Origin of the sequence: Algibacter sp. L4_22 (genome assembly GCF_023473045.1) — a bacterium.
Taxonomy (GTDB): Bacteria; Bacteroidota; Bacteroidia; order Flavobacteriales; family Flavobacteriaceae; genus Algibacter.
Genome location: NZ_JAMCOK010000004.1, coordinates 401,553 through 428,527 on the forward strand (window position 1 = coordinate 401,553; position 26,975 = coordinate 428,527).

General features: G+C 32.1%; 27 protein-coding genes. 25 read left to right on the top strand and 2 right to left on the bottom strand.

What is annotated here, in order from left to right; translation table 11 throughout:
* Positions 1–219: 219 nt before the first annotated feature.
* From M4I23_RS13375 to scpA, 16 genes are all read left to right on the top strand, one after another.
* Entirely contained in the window at positions 220–366 is a 147-nt protein-coding gene (locus tag M4I23_RS13375) for a hypothetical protein (RefSeq protein WP_249754755.1), read from the top strand.
* A gap of 55 nt (positions 367–421) precedes the next feature.
* Positions 422–1,165, top strand: coding sequence for an AraC family ligand binding domain-containing protein (locus M4I23_RS13380; RefSeq protein ID WP_249754756.1), 744 nt, complete (start codon positions 422–424; stop codon positions 1,163–1,165).
* Positions 1,143–1,274 (top strand): AraC family transcriptional regulator, encoded by a 132-nt coding sequence (locus M4I23_RS13385; RefSeq protein ID WP_249754757.1) that lies wholly within the window; start codon positions 1,143–1,145, stop codon positions 1,272–1,274. The genes M4I23_RS13380 and M4I23_RS13385 overlap by 23 nt, the downstream gene beginning before the upstream one ends.
* A 110-nt stretch (positions 1,275–1,384) precedes the next feature.
* On the top strand, positions 1,385–1,654 hold the full coding sequence (locus M4I23_RS13390) for a hypothetical protein (protein ID WP_249754758.1): 270 nt from the start codon (positions 1,385–1,387) through the stop codon (positions 1,652–1,654).
* Positions 1,655–1,771: 117 nt separating this feature from the next.
* Entirely contained in the window at positions 1,772–2,185 is a 414-nt protein-coding gene (locus tag M4I23_RS13395; RefSeq protein ID WP_249754759.1) for a hypothetical protein, read from the top strand.
* A 299-nt stretch (positions 2,186–2,484) separates the two neighbouring features.
* Positions 2,485–3,105: a MarC family protein gene (locus tag M4I23_RS13400; protein WP_158850331.1), complete on the top strand. Its 621-nt coding sequence runs from the start codon at positions 2,485–2,487 to the stop codon at positions 3,103–3,105.
* Between the two features lie 52 nt (positions 3,106–3,157).
* Positions 3,158–3,754: an NAD(P)H-dependent oxidoreductase gene (locus M4I23_RS13405; protein ID WP_158850330.1), complete on the top strand. Its 597-nt coding sequence runs from the start codon at positions 3,158–3,160 to the stop codon at positions 3,752–3,754.
* Between the two features lie 3 nt (positions 3,755–3,757).
* The gene (locus M4I23_RS13410) at positions 3,758–5,647 is read left to right on the top strand and encodes a monovalent cation:proton antiporter-2 (CPA2) family protein (RefSeq protein ID WP_249754760.1); all 1,890 of its coding nucleotides are present in this window, start codon (positions 3,758–3,760) and stop codon (positions 5,645–5,647) included.
* A gap of 396 nt (positions 5,648–6,043) precedes the next feature.
* Positions 6,044–6,451 carry a methylmalonyl-CoA epimerase gene (gene mce / locus M4I23_RS13415; RefSeq protein ID WP_158850328.1) on the top strand — a complete coding sequence of 136 codons (408 nt, stop codon included), beginning with the start codon at positions 6,044–6,046 and terminating at the stop codon, positions 6,449–6,451.
* 39 nt (positions 6,452–6,490) lie between these two features.
* A complete protein-coding gene (locus M4I23_RS13420; protein ID WP_249754761.1) occupies positions 6,491–8,050 on the top strand; it encodes an acyl-CoA carboxylase subunit beta in 1,560 nt (519 codons plus the stop codon).
* Complete coding sequence (locus M4I23_RS13425) at positions 8,050–8,409, top strand: OadG family protein (RefSeq protein ID WP_158850324.1); 360 nt, start codon at positions 8,050–8,052, stop codon at positions 8,407–8,409. Before M4I23_RS13420 ends, M4I23_RS13425 begins: the two co-directional genes overlap by 1 nt.
* A gap of 3 nt (positions 8,410–8,412) precedes the next feature.
* On the top strand, positions 8,413–8,832 hold the full coding sequence (locus tag M4I23_RS13430) for a biotin/lipoyl-containing protein (protein WP_158850322.1): 420 nt from the start codon (positions 8,413–8,415) through the stop codon (positions 8,830–8,832).
* 60 nt (positions 8,833–8,892) lie between these two features.
* Positions 8,893–10,215 (top strand): sodium ion-translocating decarboxylase subunit beta, encoded by a 1,323-nt coding sequence (locus M4I23_RS13435; protein WP_249754762.1) that lies wholly within the window; start codon positions 8,893–8,895, stop codon positions 10,213–10,215.
* Positions 10,216–10,272: 57 nt separating this feature from the next.
* Complete coding sequence (locus M4I23_RS13440; RefSeq protein ID WP_158850318.1) at positions 10,273–11,562, top strand: acetyl-CoA hydrolase/transferase family protein; 1,290 nt, start codon at positions 10,273–10,275, stop codon at positions 11,560–11,562.
* A gap of 75 nt (positions 11,563–11,637) precedes the next feature.
* Positions 11,638–13,437 carry a methylmalonyl-CoA mutase family protein gene (locus tag M4I23_RS13445; RefSeq protein ID WP_249754763.1) on the top strand — a complete coding sequence of 600 codons (1,800 nt, stop codon included), beginning with the start codon at positions 11,638–11,640 and terminating at the stop codon, positions 13,435–13,437.
* The gene (gene scpA, locus M4I23_RS13450) at positions 13,434–15,578 is read left to right on the top strand and encodes a methylmalonyl-CoA mutase (protein ID WP_249754764.1); all 2,145 of its coding nucleotides are present in this window, start codon (positions 13,434–13,436) and stop codon (positions 15,576–15,578) included. Before M4I23_RS13445 ends, scpA begins: the two co-directional genes overlap by 4 nt.
* Before the next feature lie 171 nt (positions 15,579–15,749).
* On the opposite strand, the gene M4I23_RS13455 is transcribed toward scpA, so the two are convergent.
* On the bottom strand, positions 15,750–16,502 hold the full coding sequence (locus tag M4I23_RS13455; RefSeq protein WP_249754765.1) for an acyl-[acyl-carrier-protein] thioesterase: 753 nt from the start codon (positions 16,500–16,502) through the stop codon (positions 15,750–15,752).
* A 36-nt stretch (positions 16,503–16,538) separates the two neighbouring features.
* Positions 16,539–17,543, bottom strand: coding sequence for a methylmalonyl Co-A mutase-associated GTPase MeaB (gene meaB, locus M4I23_RS13460; protein ID WP_158850310.1), 1,005 nt, complete (start codon positions 17,541–17,543; stop codon positions 16,539–16,541).
* A gap of 248 nt (positions 17,544–17,791) precedes the next feature.
* Here meaB and M4I23_RS13465 point away from each other — a divergent pair, with 248 nt between their 5' ends.
* The 9 genes from M4I23_RS13465 (at position 17,792) to M4I23_RS13505 (ending at position 26,734) form a co-directional block, all read left to right on the top strand.
* Complete coding sequence (locus tag M4I23_RS13465) at positions 17,792–18,367, top strand: Crp/Fnr family transcriptional regulator (RefSeq protein WP_249754766.1); 576 nt, start codon at positions 17,792–17,794, stop codon at positions 18,365–18,367.
* An 85-nt stretch (positions 18,368–18,452) separates the two neighbouring features.
* Positions 18,453–19,556, top strand: coding sequence for an alkene reductase (locus tag M4I23_RS13470; protein ID WP_249754767.1), 1,104 nt, complete (start codon positions 18,453–18,455; stop codon positions 19,554–19,556).
* A gap of 17 nt (positions 19,557–19,573) precedes the next feature.
* Positions 19,574–19,999, top strand: a complete 426-nt coding sequence (locus tag M4I23_RS13475; protein ID WP_158850304.1) for an OsmC family protein — start codon at positions 19,574–19,576, stop codon at positions 19,997–19,999.
* Between the two features lie 2 nt (positions 20,000–20,001).
* The gene (locus M4I23_RS13480; protein ID WP_249754768.1) at positions 20,002–21,060 is read left to right on the top strand and encodes an NAD(P)-dependent alcohol dehydrogenase; all 1,059 of its coding nucleotides are present in this window, start codon (positions 20,002–20,004) and stop codon (positions 21,058–21,060) included.
* A gap of 243 nt (positions 21,061–21,303) precedes the next feature.
* Entirely contained in the window at positions 21,304–21,495 is a 192-nt protein-coding gene (locus M4I23_RS13485) for a cold-shock protein (RefSeq protein ID WP_158850300.1), read from the top strand.
* A gap of 125 nt (positions 21,496–21,620) precedes the next feature.
* On the top strand, positions 21,621–22,961 hold the full coding sequence (locus M4I23_RS13490) for a DEAD/DEAH box helicase (protein ID WP_249754769.1): 1,341 nt from the start codon (positions 21,621–21,623) through the stop codon (positions 22,959–22,961).
* A gap of 3 nt (positions 22,962–22,964) precedes the next feature.
* Positions 22,965–24,275, top strand: a complete 1,311-nt coding sequence (locus M4I23_RS13495) for a DEAD/DEAH box helicase (RefSeq protein ID WP_158850296.1) — start codon at positions 22,965–22,967, stop codon at positions 24,273–24,275.
* Between the two features lie 404 nt (positions 24,276–24,679).
* The gene (locus M4I23_RS13500) at positions 24,680–25,786 is read left to right on the top strand and encodes a GTPase (protein ID WP_249754770.1); all 1,107 of its coding nucleotides are present in this window, start codon (positions 24,680–24,682) and stop codon (positions 25,784–25,786) included.
* A 165-nt stretch (positions 25,787–25,951) separates the two neighbouring features.
* Complete coding sequence (locus M4I23_RS13505; RefSeq protein ID WP_249754771.1) at positions 25,952–26,734, top strand: hypothetical protein; 783 nt, start codon at positions 25,952–25,954, stop codon at positions 26,732–26,734.
* Positions 26,735–26,975: the final 241 nt, after the last annotated feature.

The window sequence follows — 26,975 nt, forward strand, 5'->3', positions numbered from 1 at the left end:
GTTTTAATAAGGAAGACGCAAAACTCAGAAAATAGTACATACGCGTAAAGTAAATTAGCTTTAACTATGTGAAGCTTTAATTTAGCGAAACAAGAATCTAAAATTACTATTATAGCTGTAAAACCTGGCTCGTTATTAAATACTAAAATGGTTAAAGAAGCGTATGGTTAACATTGGTCTCCTGCAGAAAAAGGAGTTGATATTTTAGCAGATTTAGCATTGCCTGAGGACTATAAAAATGATTCAGGTTTGTATTTTGATAACGATAAAGGTGATTCAAAAGGCTACTTTTCTCCAGCACATCCAAATGTTTATAATGTTTCTAAAACTGAAGAGTTATTGAGTATAACCAATAATTTGGTTTAGGATGAGTGCATTAAAAAATAACATACTTTTGCGTTTCTAATAAACACGACTGTAAGTGACATCAGAAATTAAAAAGTATGGTTTTAAAGAAGGTTTACCTCACGAGCTTGAACTTGTGAACTTAAGGGAACTTTATATCGATTTATTTGATGATTTAACTATACCTCACCGAACAGATTTCTATCAGATTATTTGGTTTAAAAAAGGGAAGCCGAAGCATATGGTCGATTTTAACCAAATAGACATACAACCAAATTCTATTCTATTTGTAGATAAAAATAGTGTTCAGTGTTTTGATAGTGAAGAGCCTATAGATGGCTTAGTGCTTTTATTTACAGATAACTTTTTTTGCAAAACAGAATACGATACAAAGTTTTTAAGAAGCAGCATGCTTTTTAATGATTTGTATTCTATTTCTACTATTGATGTAAACGGTTTAACGTCTATTTTTAATCGCTTTTTTCAACTTATAGAAACGGAGTTACAAACTAATATAGACAATTATCAATCGGATATTCTTCGAAATTATCTTCAGAATTTACTACTATTATCCGAAAGACAAAGGCAGAATCAATATAGCGCAAAAATTAATAAAGGCCCAGATTTAGAATGTGTTGTTAAATTTAGAGACTTACTCGATAAACAATATAAAGAACAAAAAGCAGTTAGTAAATACGCTATGCAATTAAACGTTACTCAAAAACGATTAAACAGCTCCACATTAAAAATAATGGCTATTACTCCAAAACAAATGATAGATTCTAGAAGCAAAGCGCTTGCTGGTACATACTACAGATAGTGTAAAAGAAATTGGATATATACTAGGTTTTGATGAACCCACAAATTTTGTAAAGTATTTTAAAAAACATCAAAGTATTACGCCTATAGAGTTTAGGAATAAGTTTTAAATGGCGTAAAATTACCATTTAAAAATGCATTTTTATCATTTTACTTTATTCATCTTACCGCAAATTTGCTTCATAGTTTAACCACAAAAAAATGTAGCAAATTTAGAAAAATGAAATTGTTAATTGATGTATTGGGATGGTCAGGTTCTGGCTTTTTAGTTCTGGCTTACGGACTAACACTCGTAGAAAATAATAAGTACATTAACTACTCTAAGTACTTAAACCTTTTTGGGGCACTTTTAATAGCAATTAATTGTTATTATTACAATGCATTGCCTTCTTTTGTTTCCAATTTAATTTGGAGTGTAATGGCTACTTTAACGATATATAAAGCAAAAAGAAAAGGTGGTTTTTTTGTTAAACCTAAGCTTAAAGTATAATTTTCTGTTTGGATATAATTTACCATACAACAGATATGATGTATCATTAAATAGTAATTATATTACCGTACCTTTGTGTAAGAATTATAAACCAGTATAGAGATAGAATTCGCTTACATGAAAACAGAGAATGCAAAGTTTAGTTTATTTAAACAATTTAAAATAAAATACATTTTAATTTTTCTAGTGTGTTCAACCATTTTAAGTTGTAACACAAATAAAGATTCAAATAGAACATATATAGTTGAAATATTAAGTTTTAAGTATAAACGGACTATTAATGCTTCAGATTTCTGGAAAGAAGATTCTAAGGTATTAAGCAATTATAGTCTCAAACAACCTGGATTTATTAGTAGAGAAAGTGGATTTAATGAAGAGAAAAATGAGGTTTTAATAGTTTTAAGATGGAATACTGCGGCAGATGCAGAAGCTTCTATGAGGAAGTTTTTGAGCGATAAATCCATAAGTAAATTTGTTAATATGATAGATCTAAACTCTATGAAGGTGACTCGTTATGTTATTAATAAATAGTTTTTTATTTTTCTTCAAATAGAAATTTTTCTCTGGTTTCTGTAGTAAATAATCATTATTTAATTATTTGTTTTAAAAAGAGGTTAAATACTTTCGCTTTGGTGAAAGCTTTTCAATAGGGTAATTTATTTTATTTAAATGCTGAGATTAATCCTTATTAGTCTCAGCATTTCTTATATTATAATCTTTATCAATTTGAGCCGACTTTTAATCAATAAAAAGATTTAAAAAAAACACAAAATTACTTAGGTAATACAGAAGTAATTCGATTTTTTTGCAGATTAATATTATTATAAATAATGGATAACTTAATTACATTCTCAATCACCGTATTTACAGGCTTTTTTGCTATAACCAACCCTATATCAAACATGACGGTTTTTGTGTCTTTAACCCAAGGTTCAGATAAAAAAACTAAAGCTGATATAAATAAAAGAGCAAATATTATTGCATTTATAATTGTAACCGTTTTTGTGCTCTTAGGTAAATATATTTTTGAACTGTTTAATATTAGTATTCCTGCATTTAAAATTACGGGTGGAATCTTAATATTTTTTATTGGTTTTGAAATGCTACAATCAAAACAATCTAATGTAAAAAGCCTTAAACATATTAATGTAGATGAAAATATTGCTGTTTCACCATTGGCCATTCCTATTTTAGCAGGTCCAGGAACCATTGTTACTGCAATGAATTTTGTTGCCAATGTCCAAACTATCCACATATTTTTAGTAATTGCTATCTTTGGGTCAATGAGTTTAATCACCTTTTATACATTTAAATTGAGTGATCATATTGTAAAATTAGTTGGTAATAACGTGATTTCGGTAATTGGAAAAATAATGGGGTTAATTATTGCTATTATTGGGACGGGTATGGTTATAACTGGTATTAAAATTAGCTTTAACTTACTTTCTTAATTACTGTTAGCATCCTTCTTTTAACAGAATTTATTTTAATACAAAGTGTAAAATGAAAAAAATATTAATTCTGTTTTCACATCCTAAATTCGAAAAATCGAGAGCTAATAGTATGCTTGTCAATAGAATAAAGGATAAAGAAAACGTTACGTTTCATGATTTATACGAGCTTTATCCAGATTTTCATATCGATGTCGATAAAGAAAAGAAGTTACTAAGTGAACACGACGTTATAATTTGGCATCATCCTTTTTATTGGTATAGTTGTCCTCCTTTAATGAAACAGTGGATTGATATGGTTCTTGAGTTTGGTTGGGCTTATGGTCCAAATGCAAACGCATTAGAATCCAAAACTTGTTTAAACGTTATTACCACTGGAGGTTCTAAAGATTTATACTGCTCTCAAGGGACTAATAGCTTTACTATTTCTCAATTTTTAAGACCTTTTGAGCAAACAGCAAACTTGTGTGGTATGACGTATTTTCCACCATTTGCGGTTATGGGAACTTATAATTTAAGTGATAAAGAATTAACAGATCATGCTAACAAATACAGTAAGTTAATAGATTTATTACAGCAAGGTTTTACTTTAGGAGATTTTAATAGTTGTACTTTTTTGAATGATATACCAGAATTAAAACTCTCTTAAGATATGACAGGAAGCATACTTTTTCAAGCCATTGTTTTTTTAGCAGGAGCCATTATTTGCGTGTCTATAGCAAAAAAAATAGGTCTAAGTTCTGTAATAGGATATCTCTTAGCAGGTGTTTTAATTGGTCCTTATGTATTAGGTTTTATAGGAAATGAAGGTGAGGATATCTTGCATTTTGCAGAATTTGGAGTTGTAGTCATGCTATTTCTAATTGGCCTAGAAATTGAACCAAAAAACTTCTGGAACATGCGGAAAACCATTCTTGGTATGGGAGGTATACAAGTAGGAGGCACCATGTTACTTTCGTGTATTTTGTTTACGTTGTTAGGTTTTGAATGGAAAGTAACTCTAGTAATCTCTATGGCAGTCGCATTATCATCCACAGCAATTGCTATGCAAACTATAAAGGAGAAAGGCTTAATGGATACTACGTTTGGAACGGCGTCATTTTCCATTTTACTGTTTCAGGATATTATTGTTATTTTCATGTTAGGTTTTATTCCGTTGTTATCAAATACAGAGGGTAGCGCTTCCGCGGAAAACCATAGTGATAATACTAATTTACTAGATAACCTTCCGCTAGGTTTCCAAACTTTGGCTATTATTTTATCGGTTGTAATAATTATAGTTGTAGGCAAGTATTTAATTGTTCCCATGTTGCGTAAAGTTGCAAAAACAGGCGTTCGGGAATTATTAATTGCTGCAGCTTTTTTAATTGTTTTTGGAATTTCATTTTTAATGGAATATGTAGGGTTAAGTCCTGCCTTAGGAGCCTTTTTAGGAGGCGTAGTATTATCTAACAGTGAGTTTAAACACGAACTAGAAAGCACGCTAGAACCTTTTAAAAACCTAATGTTAGGTTTGTTTTTTATGGCTGTTGGCGCATCGATTAACTTTATTGTTATTGCTAATAGTCCTTTAGAAGTGGGAGGGATTTTAATTGCCATTATTGTTATAAAAGCTTTCGTATTATTTATTACTGGTCGTATTTTCAATTTAAAGTTAGATCAAAAATTATTACTCACATTTAGTTTAGCTCAAATAGGGGAGTTTGCTTTTGTATTATTATCATTTGCATTCGGACTTAATATCTTAACGCAAGACCAAATGGATATGATGCTTGTAATAACAGCTCTTAGTATGTCGCTTACACCAATTATAGGTATAATTAACGAACGTTTTATATTACCTAGAATAGGAACTAAAGAATCGGTTAAACGGCCTATGGACCATATTGCGAAAACTCAAAAAATTATATTAGTTGGTTTTGGGCATTTTGGAAGTACTATTGGTCGCTTTTTACGTTCGCATGGCGTAGAAGCAACTATTTTGGATCATGATTCTAATCGCGTAGATTTTCTTCGGAAAATGGGTTTCGAAGTTTATTATGGAGATGCTACACGTTTAGATTTATTAGAGTCTGCTGGTATTGCAGAAGCTAAAATCGTTATTTGTGCAACTAATAAAATATCTGTTTCTAAGGCTATTAGTAAAATAATAAAAGAAAAGTATCCACATGTAGAACTCATGATTCGTACTAAAAATAGATATGATGCTTATGAGTTACTTAACCTCGGAAATGAAAATATTTATCGTGAATCTCTAGAAACTTCGCTAACATTAGCTAAAGATGTATTGAGCAAAATGGGTTTTCGGAAATACACTTTAAATTGTCAGGTTCAAAACTTTATAAAATATGATGAAGATAGTTTAAGGCGTTTAGCATCAGAACCTAAAGAGGAGGATAATTATATATTTAAAGCAAAAAAAGAGTTAGAGCAGCAAGAGAAATTCTTAAATGAAGATTTTAAACGTGGTATTGTTGAATATGATAATCACTGGGATAGTGAACATATAAGGAAAGCCTTAAATAAATCTAATAAGAAATAAACTAATTATAAAAAGAGGACATGCCATATGTTGTTTAATATTTTAAAAATTGATGAATTCTAGTATAGAAATAGTTAAAACAGAGGGTGCTTTTTTTTATAAAAACACACTAAAAACAAAAAAAAGGAGAATAGTTTAAAAACTATCCTCCTTTTTTTTTGTTTTAACCTTATAATGTTAATTTCTAAACGAATAGAATGTTGTCATTGTAAAACCCTAAGTCTTTTCTCTATTTCAAGCACAAAAAAGCAGAAATCATAATTATAAATAGTAAGATTTTACAGAAATAAATTTATGAATAATTCATGAAAACTGCCTAAATTTTCATTTTGTGATATCTGTCATATTTTAAAAACTTGTTGTAAGTTAAATTTGTTCAAATTAAAAATCATAATTATGAATATTTCGCATATAGAGCACTTAGGTATTGCAGTTGAAAATCTTGAAGAATCAATAAAATATTATGAGAACGTTTTAGGGTTGAAATGTTATTCTATAGAAGAGGTTGTCGATCAGAAAGTGAAGACAGCCTTTTTTTTGGTAGGTAGCACAAAAATTGAATTATTAGAAAGTACTTCTCCAGATGGACCTATTGGTAAATTTATAGAGAAAAAAGGACCTGGTATTCATCATATTGCTTTTGCAGTTCCAGATGCAACAGAAGCATTAAAAACAGCTGAAGAACGCGGTGTAAGACTTATTGATAAAGTTTCTAGAAAAGGAGCAGAAGGTTTAGATATCGGTTTTTTACATCCAAAATCAACATTAGGTGTTCTTACAGAATTGTGTTCAAAACAAAAATAACTTGAATTAATAAAAATAGATAAGCAAAAAAATAAATTTATGGCAAATCAAGATAAAATTAACGAGCTTATAGAAAAAAGAGCCGAAGCAAAGTTGGGAGGCGGAGAAAAACGTATTGATTCTCAGCATGCTAAAGGTAAATTAACAGCTCGTGAACGTATAGATATTCTTTTAGACGACGATAGTTTTGAAGAATTCGACATGTTTGTTACACACAGAACAAAATCTTTTGGCTTAGATAAACAAGTCTACCTTTCAGATGGTGTTGTTACCGGACATGGAACAATCGATGGAAGGATAGTGTATCTTTTTGCTCAAGATTTTACCGTTTTCGGTGGATCTTTATCTGAAACCTATGCCTTAAAAATTTGTAAGGTAATGGATATGGCTATGAAGATTGGAGTTCCTTTAATAGGATTAAATGATTCTGGTGGTGCTCGTATTCAAGAAGGTGTGAGATCTTTAGCTGGTTATGCTGAGATTTTTCAGAGAAATATAATGGCTTCGGGTGTTATTCCTCAAATTTCTTCAATATTAGGACCTTGTGCAGGTGGAGCCGTTTATTCTCCAGCATTGACAGACTTTACCATTATGACGGATCAAACGAGTTACATGTTTGTTACTGGTCCTAAAGTAGTAAAATCTGTAACAGGTGAGATTGTAACAGCAGAGCAATTAGGAGGCGCTAAAATTCATTCAACGAGATCAGGTGTTTCTCATTTCTTAGCAGACAGTGACGAGGAAAATTTATTGTTAGTTCGTAAGATATTAAGCTACATGCCTTCAAATAATTTAGAAGAAGCGCCAGTTATTGCATGTAATGATCCTATTGATAGATTAGAGGATGCTTTAAATGATATTATTCCAGAAAACCCAAATCAACCTTATGATATTGTTGATGTGATTTCAATACTTACCGATAATGGTGAGTTTACTGAAGTACACAGAAATTATGCACGAAACATTTGTGTAGGTTTTGCTAGATTTAATGGTCATCCAGTAGGTATTGTTGCCAATCAACCAAAATATTACGCAGGTGTTTTAGATATTGATGCTTCAAGAAAAGCAGCACGGTTTGTTCGTTTTTGTGATGCATTCAACATTCCAATAGTAACATTAGTAGATGTACCTGGTTTCTTACCTGGAACTGGTCAAGAATATGGCGGAATTATTTTGCACGGTGCTAAATTATTATTTGCTTATGGTGAAGCTACAGTACCTAAAGTAACAATTACTTTACGTAAATCTTATGGTGGAGCTCACGATGTAATGAGTTGTAAACAATTAAGAGGAGATTTAAATTATGCATGGCCAACTGCAGAAATTGCTGTAATGGGAGCGAAGGGTGCTGTTGAAGTTTTAGAAGGATCTAATATTAGAAAAATAGAAGATGCTACCGAAAAACAAGATTACATCCAGAAAAAAGAAGATGAGTATACTCAACGATTTGCAAACCCTTATCAAGCGGCAAAATATGGCTTTATTGATGATGTTATCGAACCAAGAAATACACGTTTCAGAATTGTTAGAGCTTTAGAATTGCTTCAAAATAAAAAAGATGTAAATCCACCTAAAAAACATTCAAACATTCCACTATAATGATACACATACTATTAACTACAGATGCAATAAGTGAAGGTTACGTGATACTAATTACCGGTTTGTTAATTGTCTTTTGTGCATTAATAACACTAGCGCTTTTCTTTAATTATGGATTACCCTTAATGCTTTACGTTTATAAGATAATTACTAAAGGGAAAGATAAGAAAGTTAGTGAAATTAAAGTAAAAGGAGATAAAAATTTTACTGGCGAAATTTCTGCAGTAATCGGAGCTGCCATTCACATGCACATGAGTGATCAACATGATTATGAAAGCGCAATTCTGACAATAAAACAGATTAAAAAACCATATTCACCTTGGAGTTCAAAAATATACGGAACTCAAAATCGATTATAAAATATGAAAAATTATAAATTCAAAGTCAACGAAAACGGCTATACGGTAAATATAAAATCACACGAAGATGATATTATTACTTTAGAAGTAAATGGTACTTCATTTGAAGTGATAATGGAGGCAGACATTAAGAAAAGTAAAACGCCTACTTTAGTTCGTTCGGCATCAAAACAGCCAGTAGTACCGTTAAAAGTAAATCCTACATCTGCAACAAGTAAAATTGTAGCACCAATTCCAGGTGTTATATTATCGCTCAATATAAAAGTTGGAGATACTATTAAAGAGAACGATTTATTATTAGTTCTTGAAGCTATGAAAATGGAAAATAATATAGTATCAGAAAAATCTGGAGTTGTTACGGCTATACACGTTGAAGTTGGACAACAGGTTTTACAAGATGCTTTAATGATTGAGCTAGAATAGAAGTTTTGATATTCATCTTATTCACTAAAGAAAACTAATTATTATCTAAAAGATAAAAAAATGAAGAAACTAATAATAATATTTAGTGCCATATCATTACTGATTTTTATTAGACCAGTATTTGGATTAGGTACAAATACAGGCTCTACAGAAACCACTTCTGTATCAACTGTTCAAGTTGATAATTTAGAAGAAGAAAGTGTTTTTGAAGGTGCTTTTAATGGAATAAAAACGTTTTACGGTTATACAGGATTTGCAAATTCAACATCTGGAAATGTAATCATGATTATAATAGGGATCGTTTTCATTTATTTAGGAATTAAATTCGATTACGAACCCTTATTATTAATCCCGATAGGAACAGGAGTTATATTAGGAAATATTCCTTTTGTAGCCGGCAACCAGACAGGTATATATGAAACAGGATCTGTTTTAAATTATCTATATTTTGGTGTTGTAAAAGGGGTTTATCCGCCGCTTATTTTCTTAGGTATTGGAGCCATGACGGATTTTTCATCCTTAATTGCAAATCCAAAATTAATGCTTTTAGGAGGTGCAGCACAAATTGGTGTATTTGCAACCTTTTTAGGAGCCCTTTATTTAGGATTTAATCTTCCTGAAGCTGGTGCGATTGGAATTATTGGTGGTGCCGATGGACCAACTGCAATATTTCTATCATCCAAACTAGCCAACGGGATTAACATCATGCCAGATGGTACAACCGTTAAAAACTTAATTGGACCAATAGCAATTGCTGCCTACTCTTATATGGCATTAGTTCCTGTAATTCAACCACCATTAATGCGTATGTTGATTTCTAAGAAAGATAGAAAAATTAGAATGAAACCACCAAGAGCAGTAACTCAAAAGGAAAAAATGATTTTCCCTGTGGTAGCATTAATTTTAACAACGTTTATTTCTCCTAGTGCATTACCATTATTAGGGATGTTATTCTTCGGAAACTTATTAAAAGAATCGGGTAGAACAGAACGATTAGCAGATACAGCAAGAACAAAATTAATCGATATTGTAACTATTTTATTAGGTGTTACCGTAGGGGCATCAACACAAGCAGATATATTCATTACTAAAGATTCTATGTTAATTTTCGGACTAGGAGCTATATCATTTGTAATTGCAACTTGTGGAGGGCTATTATTTGCTAAGTTTATGAATCTATTCCTAAAAGAGGAAAACAAAATAAACCCATTAATTGGTGCTGCAGGAGTTTCAGCTGTTCCAGATAGTGCGCGAGTTGTTCATACAGAAGGCTTAAAATCAGATCCAAGTAACTACTTATTAATGCACGCCATGGCGCCAAATGTTTCTGGAGTTATTGGTTCTGCAATTGCTGCAGGTATCATATTAAGTTTCTTGGGATAAAAGAAGTTCCTTTAATTATTTAAATGAACAAAACAACAATTTTTAAATTTTGATAAAATGAAAATACCAAATAAAATGACAGCGCAGGAAGCTGTTAAGTTAATAAAATCAGGAGATAGAGTTTTAATACAAGGAGGTTCTGCAACACCACAAGCATTAATAAATGCCATGGTAGCACGAGCTCCAGAATTAAGAAATGTTGAACTTGTTCATTTACATACTGAAGGAGCTTGTGGATATACTGCTCCAGAATTAAGAGAAAGTTTTCATACCAATGCATTTTTTATTGGTGGAAACATTCGTAAAATGATTGGAGACACAGCAGATTATATTCCAATTTTTTTAAGTGATATTCCAAGTTTATTCCGTGAAGGTTATATGGACTTAGATGTAGTAATGGTAAACGTATCACCTCCAGATAAACACGGTTTTTGTTCTTTAGGAGTTTCAGTAGATATTGTTATTTCTGGAATTGAGCAAGGAAAAAAGGTAATTGCTCAAATTAATCCGCAAATGCCTCGTACTTTTGGTGATGCACAAGTTCATATAAAACATTTTGATGCTTGTGTTGAAATTTCAGAGGAAATATATGAAATGAAATTTGTAGAACCATCTGATATTGAAAAAGCAATTGGAAAAAATATTGCTGGAATTATCGATGATGGAGCAACGCTTCAAATGGGTATTGGAGGTATTCCAAATGCAGTTTTAACATTTTTACATAACCACAAAAACTTAGGTGTACATACTGAAATGTTTTCTGAAGGTATTGTAGATTTAGTTGAAAAAGGAATTGTAAACGGTTCGCAGAAAAAAGTAAACCCTTATAAAATAGTATCTGGTTTTGCGATGGGAACTAGACGTTTATATGATTTTATGGATGATAATCCTGAAATTGAAATGTTGGATATAGCTTATGTTAATGATACATCTGTAATTCGTAAAAACCCAAAAGTAACCGCTATTAACTCTGCTATAGAGGTAGATTTAACGGGACAAATTTGTGCCGATTCTATAGGAACAAGAATGTTCTCTGGTGTTGGTGGGCAAATGGATTTTATGCGTGGTGCTGCATTATCAGAAGGTGGAAAGCCAATTTGCGCAATTACTTCTACTACAGGTAGAGGTGTTTCTAAAATTACACCAACTTTAAAACTTGGTGCTGGTGTAGTAACAACTCGTGCACACGCAAGGTTTGTAGCTACAGAATATGGTATCGCAGAACTATTTGGTAGAAACTTAAAACAACGTGCACAAGCGCTTAGAGATATTGCACACCCTGATCATAGAGAAGAATTAGATAAAGCTATTTTTGAAAGATTTGGAAGTAGTTTAATGATAAAATAATTTATTAAATATTGAGTCTTTAATTTTTGTAATTTTAGGACTCAATATTTTAATTTCATATTAAATTCAAACATAATGAGTGATAAAAACAAAAAGCTTTTTTCAGATTTTCCTCCGGTTTCTACCGAGCAGTGGATGGAAAGAGTAACAGCAGATTTAAAAGGTGCTGATTTTGATAAAAAACTAGTTTGGAAAAACCTTACTGGTATCAATTTTCAGCCTTGTTATAATATTGAAAATAAAATTACACAGCTTAAAAATACTGGCGAAAACTCACAATCATTAGTGAATTATCGTAGTGTTGCAGTTCAAACTGCAGAAGGTGGTAATAAATTAGCTATTAAGGCCGTTGAGGAAGGCATAAACGGAATCATTTTTCATTTAAATGGAAATGTATCTGTCGAAGCTCTTTTAGGCGGAATAGATTTAGAAATAACTACAGTTTCTTTTGAAATCACAGAAGGCGCTGTTGCTTTTACTAAAGATTTAGTTAGCTATGCAAAAAAGAGTAATTTAAAAGGATACATTAATACAGGAATTATTTCTAACTATGTTACAACAGGTTCTTTTGATGAAAATCAAGTTGAAGTAGCTGTAGAATTAGTGAAATTAACTGCTAATTATCCAAACTTTAAAGCAATCACAGTATCGGGAACAGAATATTTAGATTCTGGTGCTAATCAAGTTCAAGAAATTGCTTACACATTAAATTCTCTAGTTTTTTTAGTTGAAAAATTAAAAGAAAAAGGAGTAGCAGTTCAAGATGTTTTCATTAATTTAAACTTTCAACTAGCCATAGGCTTAGAGTATTTTGTTGAAATTAGTAAGTTTAGAGCTTTTAATAATTTATTGGCTGAAGTTGCTGCTAAATATGGAGTTGCAGAATATTCTAATACTATTACTGCTAAAACATCCATTTGGAGCAAATCTATTACAGATGCAGAAACTAATTTGTTACGTTGCACAACAGAAGCGATGTCTGCAATATTAGGAAATGTAGATGGCGTTTTAATCGATGCTTATGATAAAGAATTTAAAAACCCTTCAGATTTCTCAAGTAGAATAGCAGGTAATATAACTACTGTTCTAAGAGAAGAATCTTATTTTGGTAAAGTTTCAAATCCAGTTGATGGATCTTATTATATAGAAGAAGTAAGTTCTAAAATTGCAGATAAAGCTTTAGAGTTATTTAAAGCCATTGAAACTGAAGGTGGTTTTTATACCGCTTTTGAAAACGAAACTATTCAACAACAAATTGCCGATATTCGTTTACAAAAATTAAAATTAATTAGTCAACGTAGAACTCCAATGGTAGGTATTAATAAATACCCTAACTTAATGGAAACTGTTGATATAGATCTTCTTTCTAAAGGAGGTGCAGATAATTCAAAAGTACTAACTCCAAGAAGAGCATCGTTAGAAATTGAAGCCATGCGTAGAGTTACAGAGCAATTGGTTGCAGATACTAACGTGCGTCCAATTGTACAATTAGCGAGTTACGGGAATTTAAATATGCGTAAAGCTAGAGCTGCTTTTGCTTATGATTTTATTGGTGTAAGTGGTTTTGATGTTCATCAAGAAGAAAGTTTTGCTAGCGCAGAGATAGCGGCTACCGAAAGTGCTAAATCGAACTCTAATGTTGTTGTTATTTGTAGTTCAGATCAGGATTACGATGAAACAGCGGTTAACTTTATAAAAGCATTTAGAGCTATTAATACTGATAAAGTATTACTATTGGCAGGTGCTCCAAAAAATATGAACGAATTAACTGAAGCAGGTTTAGATGGTGTTGTTAACATGAGATCGGATGTTCTTGTAACGCTCGCAGCTATTCAGAAAAAAGTTCAAAAAACCTTAAAATCCTTAGAAGTATGAAACCAGATTTTTCAGATATCAAAATAAATTCAGCTGTTAAGCAAACAGTTGCAGCTTCAGAGAATCATCACGTGTGGAATACTCCTGAAGGAATCCCTGTAAAAAAACATTTTACAAAAGAAGATATTGCAGAAGCAGAACATTTAGCGTATGCAGCTGGTGTGCCTCCTTTTTTAAGAGGACCTTATAGTGCCATGTACGCGATGCGCCCTTGGACTATTAGACAATATGCAGGTTTTTCTACAGCAGAAGAGTCTAACGCATTTTACAGAAGAAATTTAGCCGCAGGTCAAAAAGGACTTTCTGTTGCTTTCGATTTAGCAACACACCGTGGATATGATTCCGATCACCCACGTGTAACTGGTGATGTTGGTAAAGCTGGTGTTGCCATCGATTCTATTTTAGATATGGAAATTTTGTTCGATCAAATTCCATTAGACAAAATGTCTGTTTCTATGACTATGAATGGTGCTGTATTACCAATTATGGCTTTCTATATTGCTGCGGCAAGAAAACAAGGCGTTGCTTTAGATCAACTTTCTGGAACCATTCAGAATGATATTTTAAAGGAATTCATGGTGCGTAACACTTACATTTATCCACCTGCACCTTCAATGAAAATTATTGGTGATATTTTTGATTACACTACTAAAAACATGCCTAAGTTTAACTCCATTTCTATTAGTGGTTACCACATGCAAGAAGCTGGTGCAACTGCAGATATTGAATTGGCGTATACCTTGGCAGATGGTATGGAATATATTAGAACGGGATTAAAATCTGGTTTAAAAATTGATGAATTTGCACCACGTTTATCATTCTTCTGGGCGGTAGGAATGAATCACTTTATGGAAATTGCAAAAATGCGTGCTGCACGTATGCTTTGGGCAAAAATTATAAAAACGTTCAACCCAACAAATCCAAAATCAATGGCATTGCGTACGCATAGTCAAACCTCTGGATGGAGTTTAAGTGAGCAAGATCCTTTTAATAATGTTGCCCGTACTTGTGTTGAAGCTATGGCTGCAACATTAGGAGGAACACAATCTTTACACACCAATGCATTGGATGAAGCTATTGCTTTACCGACAGATTTTTCTGCAAGAATTGCGCGTAATACACAAATATTTATTCAAGATGAAACTCAAATGACCAAATCGGTCGATCCTTGGGCTGGTTCTTATTATGTAGAATATTTAACGCAAGAAATAGCGAAAAAAGCTTGGAAACTTATTGAGGAAGTTGAAGAACTTGGTGGAATGGCAAAAGCTATTGAAACAGGAGTTCCTAAATTACGTATCGAGGAAGCATCTGCACGTAAACAAGCGCGTTTAGATTCTGGTCAAGATATTTTAGTTGGGGTAAACAAGTTTAAAACGACTGAAAAATCAAACATCAAAATTTTAGAAGTTGATAATACGGTTGTAAGAGATTCTCAGATTGCACGTTTAAATAAAATGAAAGCGGAACGTAACTCAGAAGTTGTTGCTGCTAATTTAAAAGCATTAGAAGATTGTGCTGGAAGCGGTAATGGTAATTTATTAGCTTTAGCGGTTGAAGCGGCTGAAAACTTTGCTACTTTAGGTGAAATATCAGATGCTTTAGAGGTTCATTTTGGAAGACATAAAGCAGTTACTAAATTAATTAGTGGTGTGTACGGAAAAGAAGTGAAAGCTGATGATACGTTTGCAAAAGCTCAAAAAATGACTGATAAATTTGCAGAAATCGAAGGTCGTCGTCCTAGAGTTATGATAGCAAAAATGGGTCAGGATGGTCACGATAGAGGTGCAAAAGTAGTTGCTTCTAGTTTTGCAGATTTAGGCTTCGATGTAGATATGGGAGGTTTATTCCAAACTCCAGAAGAAGTTGCAAAACAAGCGGTAGAAAATGATGTTCATTTTGTAGGGGCATCTAGTTTAGCTGCTGGTCACAAAACTTTAATTCCTCAATTAATTGGTGAATTAGAAAAATTAGGAAGACCAGATATTATGGTTTTTGCAGGTGGTGTTATTCCAGCGCAAGATTATGATTATTTATTAGAAAGAAAAGTAGCAGCCATTTTTGGTCCTGGTACTGTAATTTCAGAATCAGCCATTACTATTATGGAAAAATATTTAGAACAAGAAGAGGTTCAAAATTAAAACCTTTAAAATTTATAACTAGAAAAAGCCCGAACATTAAATTGTTTGGGCTTTTTTTATTTGTTTTTTTGAATCAGAGTTAAAAGATTTATGGATATCTATTTAATCTATTGGAAATGATAATGTAAAATATTGAATATTTGGAAAATTTAAGGAGGCAATCAATAATAATCAATATTTTTTCCATAAAGTTTTAGCGGTAGCACAAACTTTATCACTGCCTTCAATTTTTATGGTATGTGCAAAAGCGTGTTTTGCGTCTAGTTCACTAGTTAAAGATAATACGGTATCTCCATATTGTGCTTCATGTATAAAACGTCCATCTATTTTATGTAAAAAATAATTCTCAGAGATATCTTCAGGAATAGATTCAATAACCCATTGTAAATATCTAATATTATTCACGTGTCTATTCGTATCTGTATCATACCGATTCACTCTAAATTGATGTGTATAATCGGGGAAATCTACGGCACTTATTTTTTTCTTAATATCTCCAGAAATAGACTCCTTATCGAAACAAGACCATTTTTCTCTAATTTCATTAAAAATAGGTATTGGTCTTCTTCTTTCTATATCAAAAAACACCCATAAACCCTTGGCGCGACCAATGATGTTTTTATTTTCATCATAAATAATATTTTCTCTATAACCTCTAATGGAGGAATAGCTGGACAACCATGTTCTAATCGTAATTTTTTCTTTATAATTGGGGTAACGGTCCATTTGTAAAACACCAGAAACTAAAACCCAACCCGCATTTTTATTTACAAGATCGAATAAACTATGGCCTATAGAATAGGAATGGTCTGCCGCAGTTTCTTCTAATAAACCTAAAATAATTGTAGGGGTTGCTAGGCCTAATTTATTCATTTCAAAATATCTTAATTCGAATTGCGCATCGAAATAATTATCGAACGTCATTTTGTATACTTTTCAGGGGGTTTAATAATTTATGTTTTAAAAAGATTTTTTGAATTGCTCTATAATTTGTTGCGCTGCTTTAACAGGCGAAATTTTAGTGGTAACAATATCTTTTTCCAATGCAGAAAGCTCGCTTTTAATATTTTTCGAACCATAAAACAATTGTTTTAATTCTTCATTAATATTATTATACATCCATTTTATTTGTTGATGGTTTCTGTTTTTTAAGAAGTAACCATTGGAATCAACTAGTGTTTTGAATTTTAAAATTTCGTCCCAAACTTTAGAAATCCCAATATTTTTTATTGCAGAAGCTGTGCTTACCACGGGACTCCAACCAGACTCCGATGCAGGGAAAATATGGAGCGCGTTTTGGTATTGCCTTTTAGCGATATTACTCATCATAACATTATCGCCATCCGCTTTATTAATAACCACCATATCGGCCATTTCCATAATACCTTTCTTTATACCTTGCAACTCATCACCAGCACCAGATAACATGAGTAACAAAAAGAAATCTGTCATACCATGTACAGCAGTTTCAGACTGCCCAACACCAACGGTTTCAATTAAAATAACATCGTAACCAGCGGCTTCACAAAGTAACATAGTTTCACCAGTTTTGTTAGAAACACCACCTAAAGTATCTCCAGAAGCAGAAGGTCTAATATAAGCTTCTTGCAAGTTCGCCAAATCTTCCATTCTCGTTTTATCACCTAAAATACTTCCTCTAGAACGCTGACTGCTTGGGTCTATGGATAATATGGCAACGCGATGTCCTTGTTTTACTAAATACATACCAAAGACTTCTATAAATGTACTTTTACCAACACCCGGAACTCCAGTAATACCAATACGAATAGATTTACCTGAACTCGGTAATATTTCCTGAACTATTTCTTTAGCTAATATTTTATCACTTTCTAAATTACTTTCAATAATAGTAATAGCTCGAGATAGAATAACTCTATCTCCATCTAATACACCATCAATGTAAGCTTGTGGAGTTAATCTGTTTTTACGTTTGTAAGTTTTCATTTTCGTGATATAAATCTAGGGTTATTTCATAGTGATAATCGCGTCTAACAAAGATACTCATAATGCAAAAAACAGCATAAATTATAGCATGTTTTTAAATGATTTTTTTCAACAATTCATTATTTAGTTTTTGCACGATATTACTTTATAAAATGATATAGTATATTCTTAACGTAATACGTTTTTATTGCTGAATAAAATCCGTTAAATTCATTTTAAATCGTCCAACCTTTTAGCATCTTTGCAACATGTATCAGTCTATAACAAACCATATCAATAATCATATTACTCCAACAGCTCTTGATATCCAGTTGTTCAATAATGTTTTAAATGAAATATCTGTTGAAAAAGGACAGTTTTTACTAAAACCAGGCACCCATGTTAAACACGAATATTTTGTTATAAAAGGTTGTTTAAAGGCTTATTATATAGATGATAAAGGCAATAAACATATCATTCAGTTTGCAGTTGAAAATTGGTGGGTTGGAGACTTCGATGCTTTTCACAATCAAATACCTTCAATACTCTATATTGAAGCCATTGAAGACTCTAAATTACTATCTATTAGCTATAATAATCTTCAAAAAATTTATGATGAAGCGCCTATTTTCGAACGTTATTTCAGAATTTTAACAACCCAAGCATTCATTGCTCAACGCAAACGAATTTTATCTACACTAGAAAAAAACACCCAAGAACGTTATATCGAATTTTGCACATCTTACTCCAATATAGAAAACCGTGTTCCTAATTACGATATCGCAAATTACCTTGGCGTATCGCCCGAAAATTTAAGTCGGGTTAGAAAACAGATAAAAGGTTAAATTTTTCTTAATTGATATAGGTCAATAATATTGGTGTTCAAGTCGTGTAACTTTGTTTCATTAACAATTCAAAAGTAAATATCACATGAGCAAGCAAGCATTATTAACACCATATAGCAAAAATATAAGTTTAAAGAATAGAGTTGTAATGGCTCCCATGACGCGAAGTCGAGCAGATAATAAAGCCCACGTAGCAACAGATGAGTTACAAGGTTTGTATTACGAGCAGCGCGCATCGGCAGGATTAATTATTACCGAAGGCTCTCAGGTTTCAGAGAAAGCTGTGGGTTATATTCATACACCAGGTATTTATTCTGAGGAACAAGTAGAAGGCTGGAAAAAAGTAACCAAACGTGTCCATGATAAAGGCGGAAAAATCTTTATCCAATTATGGCATGTGGGCAGAATATCTCATCCAAATTTCCATAATGGCGAATTGCCACTTTCAGCTTCAGCTATAAATCCAAACGCACAATCTTTTACGCCAGAAGGCTTTAAAGACACTGTGACACCAAAGGAAATGACAATTGAAGATATTAAAACTACGGTTAAAGATTTTCAAAATGCAGCAGTAAATGCTATAAAAGCAGGCTTTGATGGTGTAGAAATTCACTCGTCTAACGGTTATTTATTTCATCAATTTTTCACAGGATGCTCTAATACAAGAACAGATGAATATGGCGGAACTATTGAAAACAAAACCCGTTTCTTTTTTGAAGTTCTAGATGCTATAAAAGCAGTGATTCCTCAGGAAAAAATTGGTGTACGTTTCAATCCTTCATTAAATGGTTTGTTCGGAATTACTGTAGATAAACAAACTATTCCAACATTTGAATATATTATCAAAAAATTAAACGATTATAATTTAGCATACGTACATTTATCAGAACCTTTTACAGATGTATCTGAAGTGCCTTTTGCAGTAACAGAAATCGCAAAACATTTTAGACCATTATACAACGGAACATTAATGATAAACACCAATTTCGATCAAGAAAAAGGAAACAAAGTTATTGAAGATGGCGATGCCGATTTAGTGGCTTACGGCAAACCATTTATATCTAATCCAGATTTAGTAGAACGTTTTGAAAACAATTTGGAATTAACAGCATGGAATCAAGATACGTTCTACACAACAGGAGTAGAAGGGTATACAGATTATCCAAAAGCTTCAAAAGAAGCCGTTTAATTTAAAAAATTTACATTATGAAATTTACAAGAAAAGCAAACGCAGAATGGAAAGGCAGTGGGAAAGACGGACAAGGTAGTATTTCCACCGGAAGTAAAGTTTTAGATAAAACACAATATTCATTTCACACTAGATTTGAAGATGGAGAAAAAGGAACCAATCCCGAAGAGTTAATAGGCGCCGCACATGCAGGCTGTTTTGCTATGCAATTAAGCTTTTTATTAAATGAAGCTAATTTTACAGCAACCACTTTAGATGTAGATGCAACCGTTACTTTCGAGGATGGTTCTATCACAAAAATCACTTTAAATCTAGAAGGCGATGTTCCAGAAATAGATGCAGAACAGTTTCAGCAATTAGCACACAAAGCGAAAGAGGTTTGTCCTATTTCAAAATTATTAAATACAGATATTGAGTTAAAAGTAACTCTTAAAAACGCATAACAATGGCAATGACAACAGTAAAAGCATATGGTGCAACGGCATCAACAGAAGATTTAAAACCTTTAGATATACAAAGGCGAGCAGTAGGAGCAGACGATGTAAAAATAGATATTTCCTTTTGCGGTGTATGCCATAGTGATATTCACACCGTTAGAAACGATTGGAAAGGCTCTACATATCCTGTAGTTCCTGGTCACGAAATTATTGGTCGTGTTACAGAAGTTGGTAACAGTGTAAGTAATTATAAAGTAGGCGATTTAGTAGGCGTAGGATGTTTGGTAGATTCTTGCCACACATGCCCATCTTGTGAGCAAGATTTAGAACAATTTTGTGAAAAAGGAGCAACTTGGACATATAATAGTCCAGATAAAAATATAGAAGGCAAACAAACTTACGGTGGTTATTCAACATCTATGGTTGTCGATAAAGAATTTGTTTTACGTATTCCAGAAAATTTAGACGAGGCAGGAACTGCACCATTATTATGTGCAGGAATTACAACTTGGTCGCCACTAAGTCACTGGAATGTGAAAAAAGGAGACAAAGTTGGTATTATTGGTTTAGGTGGGCTAGGGCACATGGGCGTTAAATTTGCACATGCATTAGGCGCACATGTGGTTATGATTACTACATCTCCAGAAAAAGGTAAAGATGCAAAAGCGCTTGGCGCACATGAAGTTTTGGTATCTAAAGATGCAGACGACATGAAGAAACACCAAGGCAGTTTCGATTTTATTTTGAACACCATTCCTGTAGGTCACGAAATGGATCCTTATTTAGGTTTGCTTAAAATAGATGCTACCATGGTTTTAGTAGGAGCGATAGATGCTTTAAAGCCATTTCATGGCGGAAATCTAATTATGGGGCGTAAACGTATTGCAGGTTCATTAATTGGTGGTATTAAAGAAACTCAAGAGATGTTAGATTTTTGTGGAAAGCACAATATTACTAGCGATATCGAACTTATAGACATGCAAGATATAAACAGTGCTTACGAGCGTGTTACTAGTAACGATGTTAAATACCGTTTTGTAATAGATATGAAATCGCTTAAAAATTAATTAAGCCATTCATAATTTTATAATTTTTAAAACAGCATCTAAAATTGATTTTAGATGCTGTTTTTGTTTGTAGAAAGGGATTAATTATAACCAATTGATACTAAATAGCATACTATTTGTTACGGTTAGTGTATCTAGATTATTCGAAACCAAAAAATTAAATACGATTTTTTAAAATTTAAGAACTTTGTGATACATTTAAGACTATCTTTATACCATTATTAAAATATAAAATATAATATCATGAGTAAAGGAACAGTAAAATTCTTCAATGACGCTAAAGGTTTTGGATTCATAACTGAAGAAGGTTCAAACAAAGAACATTTTGTTCACATTTCTGGATTAGTAGACGAAATTCGTGAAAACGATGAAGTTGAATTTGATTTAGAAGAAGGTAAAAAAGGATTAAATGCAGTAAACGTAAAAGTTTTATAACATATACCCTCTTTATTTTAAAAGCCTATCCATTATTTGGATAGGCTTTTTTTTATGCCATAATACTTCAATTATAAATCTATAAAACCAGCAAAACTCTACTATCTTTGCACAAAATATAATTTATGTCACAATCATTTTCTAGTTTAGGTATTCATGCTGCATTACAAAGTAGTTTAGCAACGTTAAATATAACGATACCAACAGATATTCAAGAAAAAGCAATACCAGTAATTTTAACCAAAACCGACGATGTTGTTGCCATTGCAAAAACGGGAACGGGAAAAACAGCGGCTTTTGGTTTACCATTACTTCAATTAATAGATAGCAGTAAAACTAATATACAAGCTGTAATTTTAGCTCCAACACGAGAGTTGGGGCAACAGATTTTTAAAAACTTAGAAGATTTTAATGCAGAAGATTTACAGGTTTCTATTGCAGGTGTATTTGGAGGCATCCCGATAAAACCACAAATAGAAAAATTAAAGGAGACCACACATATTGTTGTGGCAACGCCTGGACGTTTAGCCGATTTAATAGAAAGAAACGCGATAAACGTAAAAGAAATTACATATTTTGTTTTAGATGAAGCCGATGAAATGGTTAGCGCACACAAAGAAGGTATAGATGCTATTATAAAAGCCTTACCAAAAACACGCCGTACGTTATTGTTTACCGCAACCATGCCAGGAACCATTAAGCAATTAGTACAAAATAGTTTATCTAAACATGTGGTAACTATCGAGGCCGATATGGAAACTACTGGTCATCAAGGTATCGATCATCAATATGTGGTGGTAGAACCTATAGAAAAACTAAATGTACTTATGCATTTTTTAAATTCTAACGATGGGCAACGCGGTATTATATTCTGTAAAACTAAAGCAGCTGTAAACAAACTCGCTAAAAACTTAGCCATAAACAAATTCTCATCTGGTGCTATACACGGTAGCTTATCTCAAGGAATTCGGGATCGTATTATGGGACAATTTAGAGAAGGACACATCAATATTTTAGTAGCCACAGATTTGGCAGCACGTGGTATCGATGTTAAAGATTTAGCCTTTGTGGTAAACTATCATTTACCAGATACTTACGATGCTTATGTACACCGTAGCGGGCGTACGGCTAGGGCAGGAGCTACTGGTTTGTCTTTAAGTGTTATTCAGCAAGATGAAGTTCAAGATATTCCAGATTTCGAAGCAGAACTAGGAATTAAATTTAAAGCATACCAAAAAGCAGATGCTAAAAGTATCGAAGAAAATAACGGATTAATTTGGGCTAGGAAAATATTTAAAACTAAACCAAACCGCGATATTCCAGAAGATTTTAAAGCCAAGGTGAAAACTATTTTTCATCATTTAACAAAAGAAGAATTGGTAGATAAAATTTTATCCAATTACATTGCAGAAAACAATACTATAGTTGAAAAACCAGCGACTCTAAAGAAGAAAAAGAAACATTAGGCAATGGATAAATTTAGAAGAACACAACAACATATTTTAGATAAACTGAATATTAAAGCGCTAAATTCCATGCAGGAAGAAGCCTTGTTATCTATTACAAACGTTGAAAACACTGTGCTTTTATCGCCTACGGGAACCGGTAAAACATTGGCCTTTTTATTACCAACTATTACCGCATTAGATAAAGATTGCGAAAACGTACAGTTACTTATTTTAGTGCCTTCGCGCGAGTTGGCCATACAAATAGAACAAGTAATCCGTACTATGGGCTCTGGTTTTAAAGCCAATGCCGTTTATGGCGGTCGTAACTTCTCTAAAGATAGAATAGACTTAGCGCATACACCGGCCATTTTAGTGGGCACACCGGGCCGTATTGCCGATCATTTACGTCGCGAAACCTTTATAGTCGAAGATATTAAAACATTGGTTTTAGATGAATTTGATAAATCTCTAGAAGTGGGGTTCGAGAAGGAAATGAGCGAGATTATTACCAGTCTGCCTTATATTAAAAAACGAATTTTAACTTCGGCAACCCAAGATATTGAAATCCCAAAGTTTGTTGGTTTAGAAAACGAACTCGTTATAGATTATTTAGATACCAAAGTGTCTAAATTAGAAATTAAAAAAGTAGTATCTCCAGATAAAAATAAGCTGCAAACGTTAGTCGATTTATTACACGATATTGGTAACAATCCCGGTATTATTTTCTGTAATTTTAAAGATACCATTCAGTTTGTAAGTGATTTTTTAACCGATAATAAAATGGCTCACGGCTGTTTCCATGGAGGCATGGAACAAATGGATAGAGAGCGTGCTTTAATAAAATTTAGGAACGGAACACATCAAATTATTATAGCCACAGATTTGGCGGCTCGTGGTTTAGATATTCCAGAACTTAACTATATTATTCATTATCAATTGCCATTAAAAGCTGAAGAGTTCACGCATAGAAACGGTAGAACTGCTCGAATGAATGCTGCAGGAACGGCTTATGTTTTACAATGGGAAAAAGAAACATCGCCCGAGTTTATAGAAACTACCGAGACTGTAGTGCCTATTGGTAAAACGATAAAAATAGGAACGCCATGGAGTACGTTATTTATTTCTGGCGGACGAAAAGATAAAATCTCTAAAGGTGATATTGCTGGACTACTTTTTAAACAATGCCATTTAGATAAAACTGAAATTGGCGTTATAGAACTTAAACAAGATTGTGCCTTTGTGGCCATACCTACAGATAAAATTAAAAGTATTATTGCCCAAACAAATAACTTAAGACTGAAGAAAAGAAAAGTGCGGACTTATATTATTTAGTTTCAATTATTTGAAAGATTATTAAAGAAGATCAAGCTGAGAAGTTTGGTCTTTTTTTTGTTTTATTTTAAAATTTTATATTTTTTTTAGCTGAATACGGAAAACCGTAAAGTATTGAGTTTATACTTCTGTAAGTTTATAGCAGAATTAGTTAGCTTAATGACGATGGCTTTAAATTAAAAAGAATTATTAACTATTATCATCTAGAGAAGAATAACATAGAAGTAATAAAAATTTTGAAGTAAAAGTTATTCATTAGTAGACATAATAAGTATGTAGCTAACATATAACTATATATAATTGTTGGCTTTAATTGGCGAGCAACTTTTGAAATATCAAAAAACATTGAGGTCTTTTTTATACAATGAAAACCTTAAGACAATAATAATTAATAAAAGTAAAATATGGAATTAGATAAATCAGACCTAAATGAGGTTTTAAAAAAATTTAAAAAAGATTTGGAAAGTTACAAACACGCAAAAATCAAATGTGGAATTATTGGTAGAAGCGGAACTGGAAAATCATCTTTAATTAATGCTATTGCAGGAGAAGAAGTTGCCGAGGTTGGAGAAATCGAAACTACAATGAATGTTAAGGAACCAATTGAACACGGAGGTTTACTATTTTATGACTTACCCGGTTGTTCAACTTCTAATTTTCCGAAAGAAAATTATATTAACGAATTTAATATTGAAGAATTTGATTGTGTTATTCTAGTTACAGCGGATAGATTTTATGATGATGACTTATTTTTAATGCAAGAATTAATCCGAATTAAAAAACCTGTATACGCCGTAAGAACTAAAATGGATTTTGCTGTAGATAGAGGTTTAAAAAGAGGAATTAATGAAAAAGAAACATATGGAAAGATATATAACAATCTTTCTGAAAATCTAAAAGGATTCAGAATCAAAGGAATCTATTTAACATCATCTGACTATCCAAATGAGTATGATTTAAGTAAATTACTAGAAGATATTTATTCAAGTTTAAGTAATTTCAAAAAAGAAAGGTTTATTGCCGACATAAATATCACTAGTGAAAATATACTTTTAGAAAAAAGAAAAATAGCAGATAAAATAGTTTCACGTTATTCTGCATTAGCGGCTGCTAATGGTTTAAACCCAATACCTGGACTTGACATCGGTGTTGACATAACATTAATGGTTAAATTGTCAAAAGAAGTTCAGAACATTTACGGACTGAATGAAGAACAACAAGAATACAACAAACAACTTTTAGATCAAAAAAGTGTAAAATTGATTGCAAGTAAAGTTCTTCAGTACACAGCGAGATATGGTGGAAAAGAAGCAATTATGATTCTTTTGAAAAAAGCAAGCACAACATTAATTGCGAAAACAGCTTCAAAATGGATTCCTTTAGTAGGTTCAATAATTGCAGCTGGAATAGGATTTAAAATGACATCTTGGATTGGAAATGATATGATTGTAGATGCAGAAGAAATAGCACAAGAAACATTTAATTCATTTAAGAAAACGGGAAACAACTAAAGCTAACATCGTATAAAAAAAATTGCTAATAAAAGCCTACTTACGAAAGTTCTAGCAAACTTTCTTGGTAGGTTATTATTTGCTAATTTTACTACTAAACCACGCAAATTTTCTTATACAATAACGTTAGCATTCATTATGAAAAAAACCAATCTAAATTATTAAATGTACAAAAGAGAAATAGAAGACTTACAAAGTAGCATTGAATCATCACGTAAGGCTATAAAAGCTACGAGAGAAAATATGGCTCGTCAAAGAGCGAATAAATCCCCAAAACATTATCAAGAATCTGGTAAACGGAATATTGAATATCAGAAAAAATTAATTGAAGATTATAAAAAGAAAATCGCAAATTATCGTGAGAAAAAAAAGAAAGGTATGGGAAAAGGTGTTGATTCATTTAAAAGAGAATTAGGTAAAAATACTGGTAAATGGGTAAGTAATAAGGTTTTTGGAGATGGTCATTCTACACCTCACAGAGTTGATGTAAACAGGACAGGTAAGAACACTAATAGTTTTAGCACAGAAGGCTTGCTAAATAAAGGAAAAGAATTGTTTGCTGAAGATAAAAATGAAATTGCTGAAGAAAAAAGAGAAATTGAAAAGTTTGATTCTAAAAAAGAAGAAGTTATTGAAATTATAATTCCGAATAATGCAGACGAAATAATGAATGTAGTCAATCTGATGTTATCTAATATCAAATTGAATGGTTGGAAAGCTGGTAATGAAGAACATATAAATTCCTTCTCTGATGTGTGTTTAACTAAATTAGAGCAATGTGCTATTAAATTAAAATCAATAAACGAAGTACATCAAGCAGAATATGTTGAAACGGAAATTAATAAATTAAAAAAGAAAAGGAAATTTCAAAAATATGCATTGTGGGTCGGAATTGCATTTGCGCTATTTGTTGGTTTCATATTATCTAAATTAGGAATCATTAAATAACGAAATGCTAACAACGTATATAAAAAATAGCGATTTAAGTGCTTAAACATAAGATATATTATAAAATAAAGGCCATATATAAACCGAAAATTTAGTGCTTAAAAACCCGCTACTTTTTATATACATAAACGTTGTAAAATATTTAAGAAAAATGAATTTTCCTGAAATAGGTTGACTAAAAATTAAACCATTAATTATAGTCACTTATGAAAACAAAAAATGAACACTGGCGAAAAAAAAG

Bases quoted from the DNA above. Each gene is read 5' to 3' on its own strand.
- M4I23_RS13390 (WP_249754758.1), top strand. From the start codon at position 1,385: ATGAAATTGTTAATTGATGTATTGGGATGGTCAGGTTCTGGCTTTTTA.
- M4I23_RS13395 (WP_249754759.1), top strand. From the start codon at position 1,772: ATGAAAACAGAGAATGCAAAGTTTAGTTTATTTAAACAATTTAAAATA.
- M4I23_RS13400 (WP_158850331.1), top strand. From the start codon at position 2,485: ATGGATAACTTAATTACATTCTCAATCACCGTATTTACAGGCTTTTTT.
- M4I23_RS13405 (WP_158850330.1), top strand. From the start codon at position 3,158: ATGAAAAAAATATTAATTCTGTTTTCACATCCTAAATTCGAAAAATCG.
- M4I23_RS13410 (WP_249754760.1), top strand. From the start codon at position 3,758: ATGACAGGAAGCATACTTTTTCAAGCCATTGTTTTTTTAGCAGGAGCC.
- mce (WP_158850328.1), top strand. From the start codon at position 6,044: ATGAATATTTCGCATATAGAGCACTTAGGTATTGCAGTTGAAAATCTT.
- M4I23_RS13420 (WP_249754761.1), top strand. From the start codon at position 6,491: ATGGCAAATCAAGATAAAATTAACGAGCTTATAGAAAAAAGAGCCGAA.
- M4I23_RS13425 (WP_158850324.1), top strand. From the start codon at position 8,050: ATGATACACATACTATTAACTACAGATGCAATAAGTGAAGGTTACGTG.
- M4I23_RS13430 (WP_158850322.1), top strand. From the start codon at position 8,413: ATGAAAAATTATAAATTCAAAGTCAACGAAAACGGCTATACGGTAAAT.
- M4I23_RS13435 (WP_249754762.1), top strand. From the start codon at position 8,893: ATGAAGAAACTAATAATAATATTTAGTGCCATATCATTACTGATTTTT.
- M4I23_RS13440 (WP_158850318.1), top strand. From the start codon at position 10,273: ATGAAAATACCAAATAAAATGACAGCGCAGGAAGCTGTTAAGTTAATA.
- M4I23_RS13445 (WP_249754763.1), top strand. From the start codon at position 11,638: ATGAGTGATAAAAACAAAAAGCTTTTTTCAGATTTTCCTCCGGTTTCT.
- scpA (WP_249754764.1), top strand. From the start codon at position 13,434: ATGAAACCAGATTTTTCAGATATCAAAATAAATTCAGCTGTTAAGCAA.
- M4I23_RS13455 (WP_249754765.1), bottom strand. From the start codon at position 16,502: ATGACGTTCGATAATTATTTCGATGCGCAATTCGAATTAAGATATTTT.
- meaB (WP_158850310.1), bottom strand. From the start codon at position 17,543: ATGAAAACTTACAAACGTAAAAACAGATTAACTCCACAAGCTTACATT.
- M4I23_RS13465 (WP_249754766.1), top strand. From the start codon at position 17,792: ATGTATCAGTCTATAACAAACCATATCAATAATCATATTACTCCAACA.
- M4I23_RS13470 (WP_249754767.1), top strand. From the start codon at position 18,453: ATGAGCAAGCAAGCATTATTAACACCATATAGCAAAAATATAAGTTTA.
- M4I23_RS13475 (WP_158850304.1), top strand. From the start codon at position 19,574: ATGAAATTTACAAGAAAAGCAAACGCAGAATGGAAAGGCAGTGGGAAA.
- M4I23_RS13480 (WP_249754768.1), top strand. From the start codon at position 20,002: ATGGCAATGACAACAGTAAAAGCATATGGTGCAACGGCATCAACAGAA.
- M4I23_RS13485 (WP_158850300.1), top strand. From the start codon at position 21,304: ATGAGTAAAGGAACAGTAAAATTCTTCAATGACGCTAAAGGTTTTGGA.
- M4I23_RS13490 (WP_249754769.1), top strand. From the start codon at position 21,621: ATGTCACAATCATTTTCTAGTTTAGGTATTCATGCTGCATTACAAAGT.
- M4I23_RS13495 (WP_158850296.1), top strand. From the start codon at position 22,965: ATGGATAAATTTAGAAGAACACAACAACATATTTTAGATAAACTGAAT.
- M4I23_RS13500 (WP_249754770.1), top strand. From the start codon at position 24,680: ATGGAATTAGATAAATCAGACCTAAATGAGGTTTTAAAAAAATTTAAA.
- M4I23_RS13505 (WP_249754771.1), top strand. From the start codon at position 25,952: ATGTACAAAAGAGAAATAGAAGACTTACAAAGTAGCATTGAATCATCA.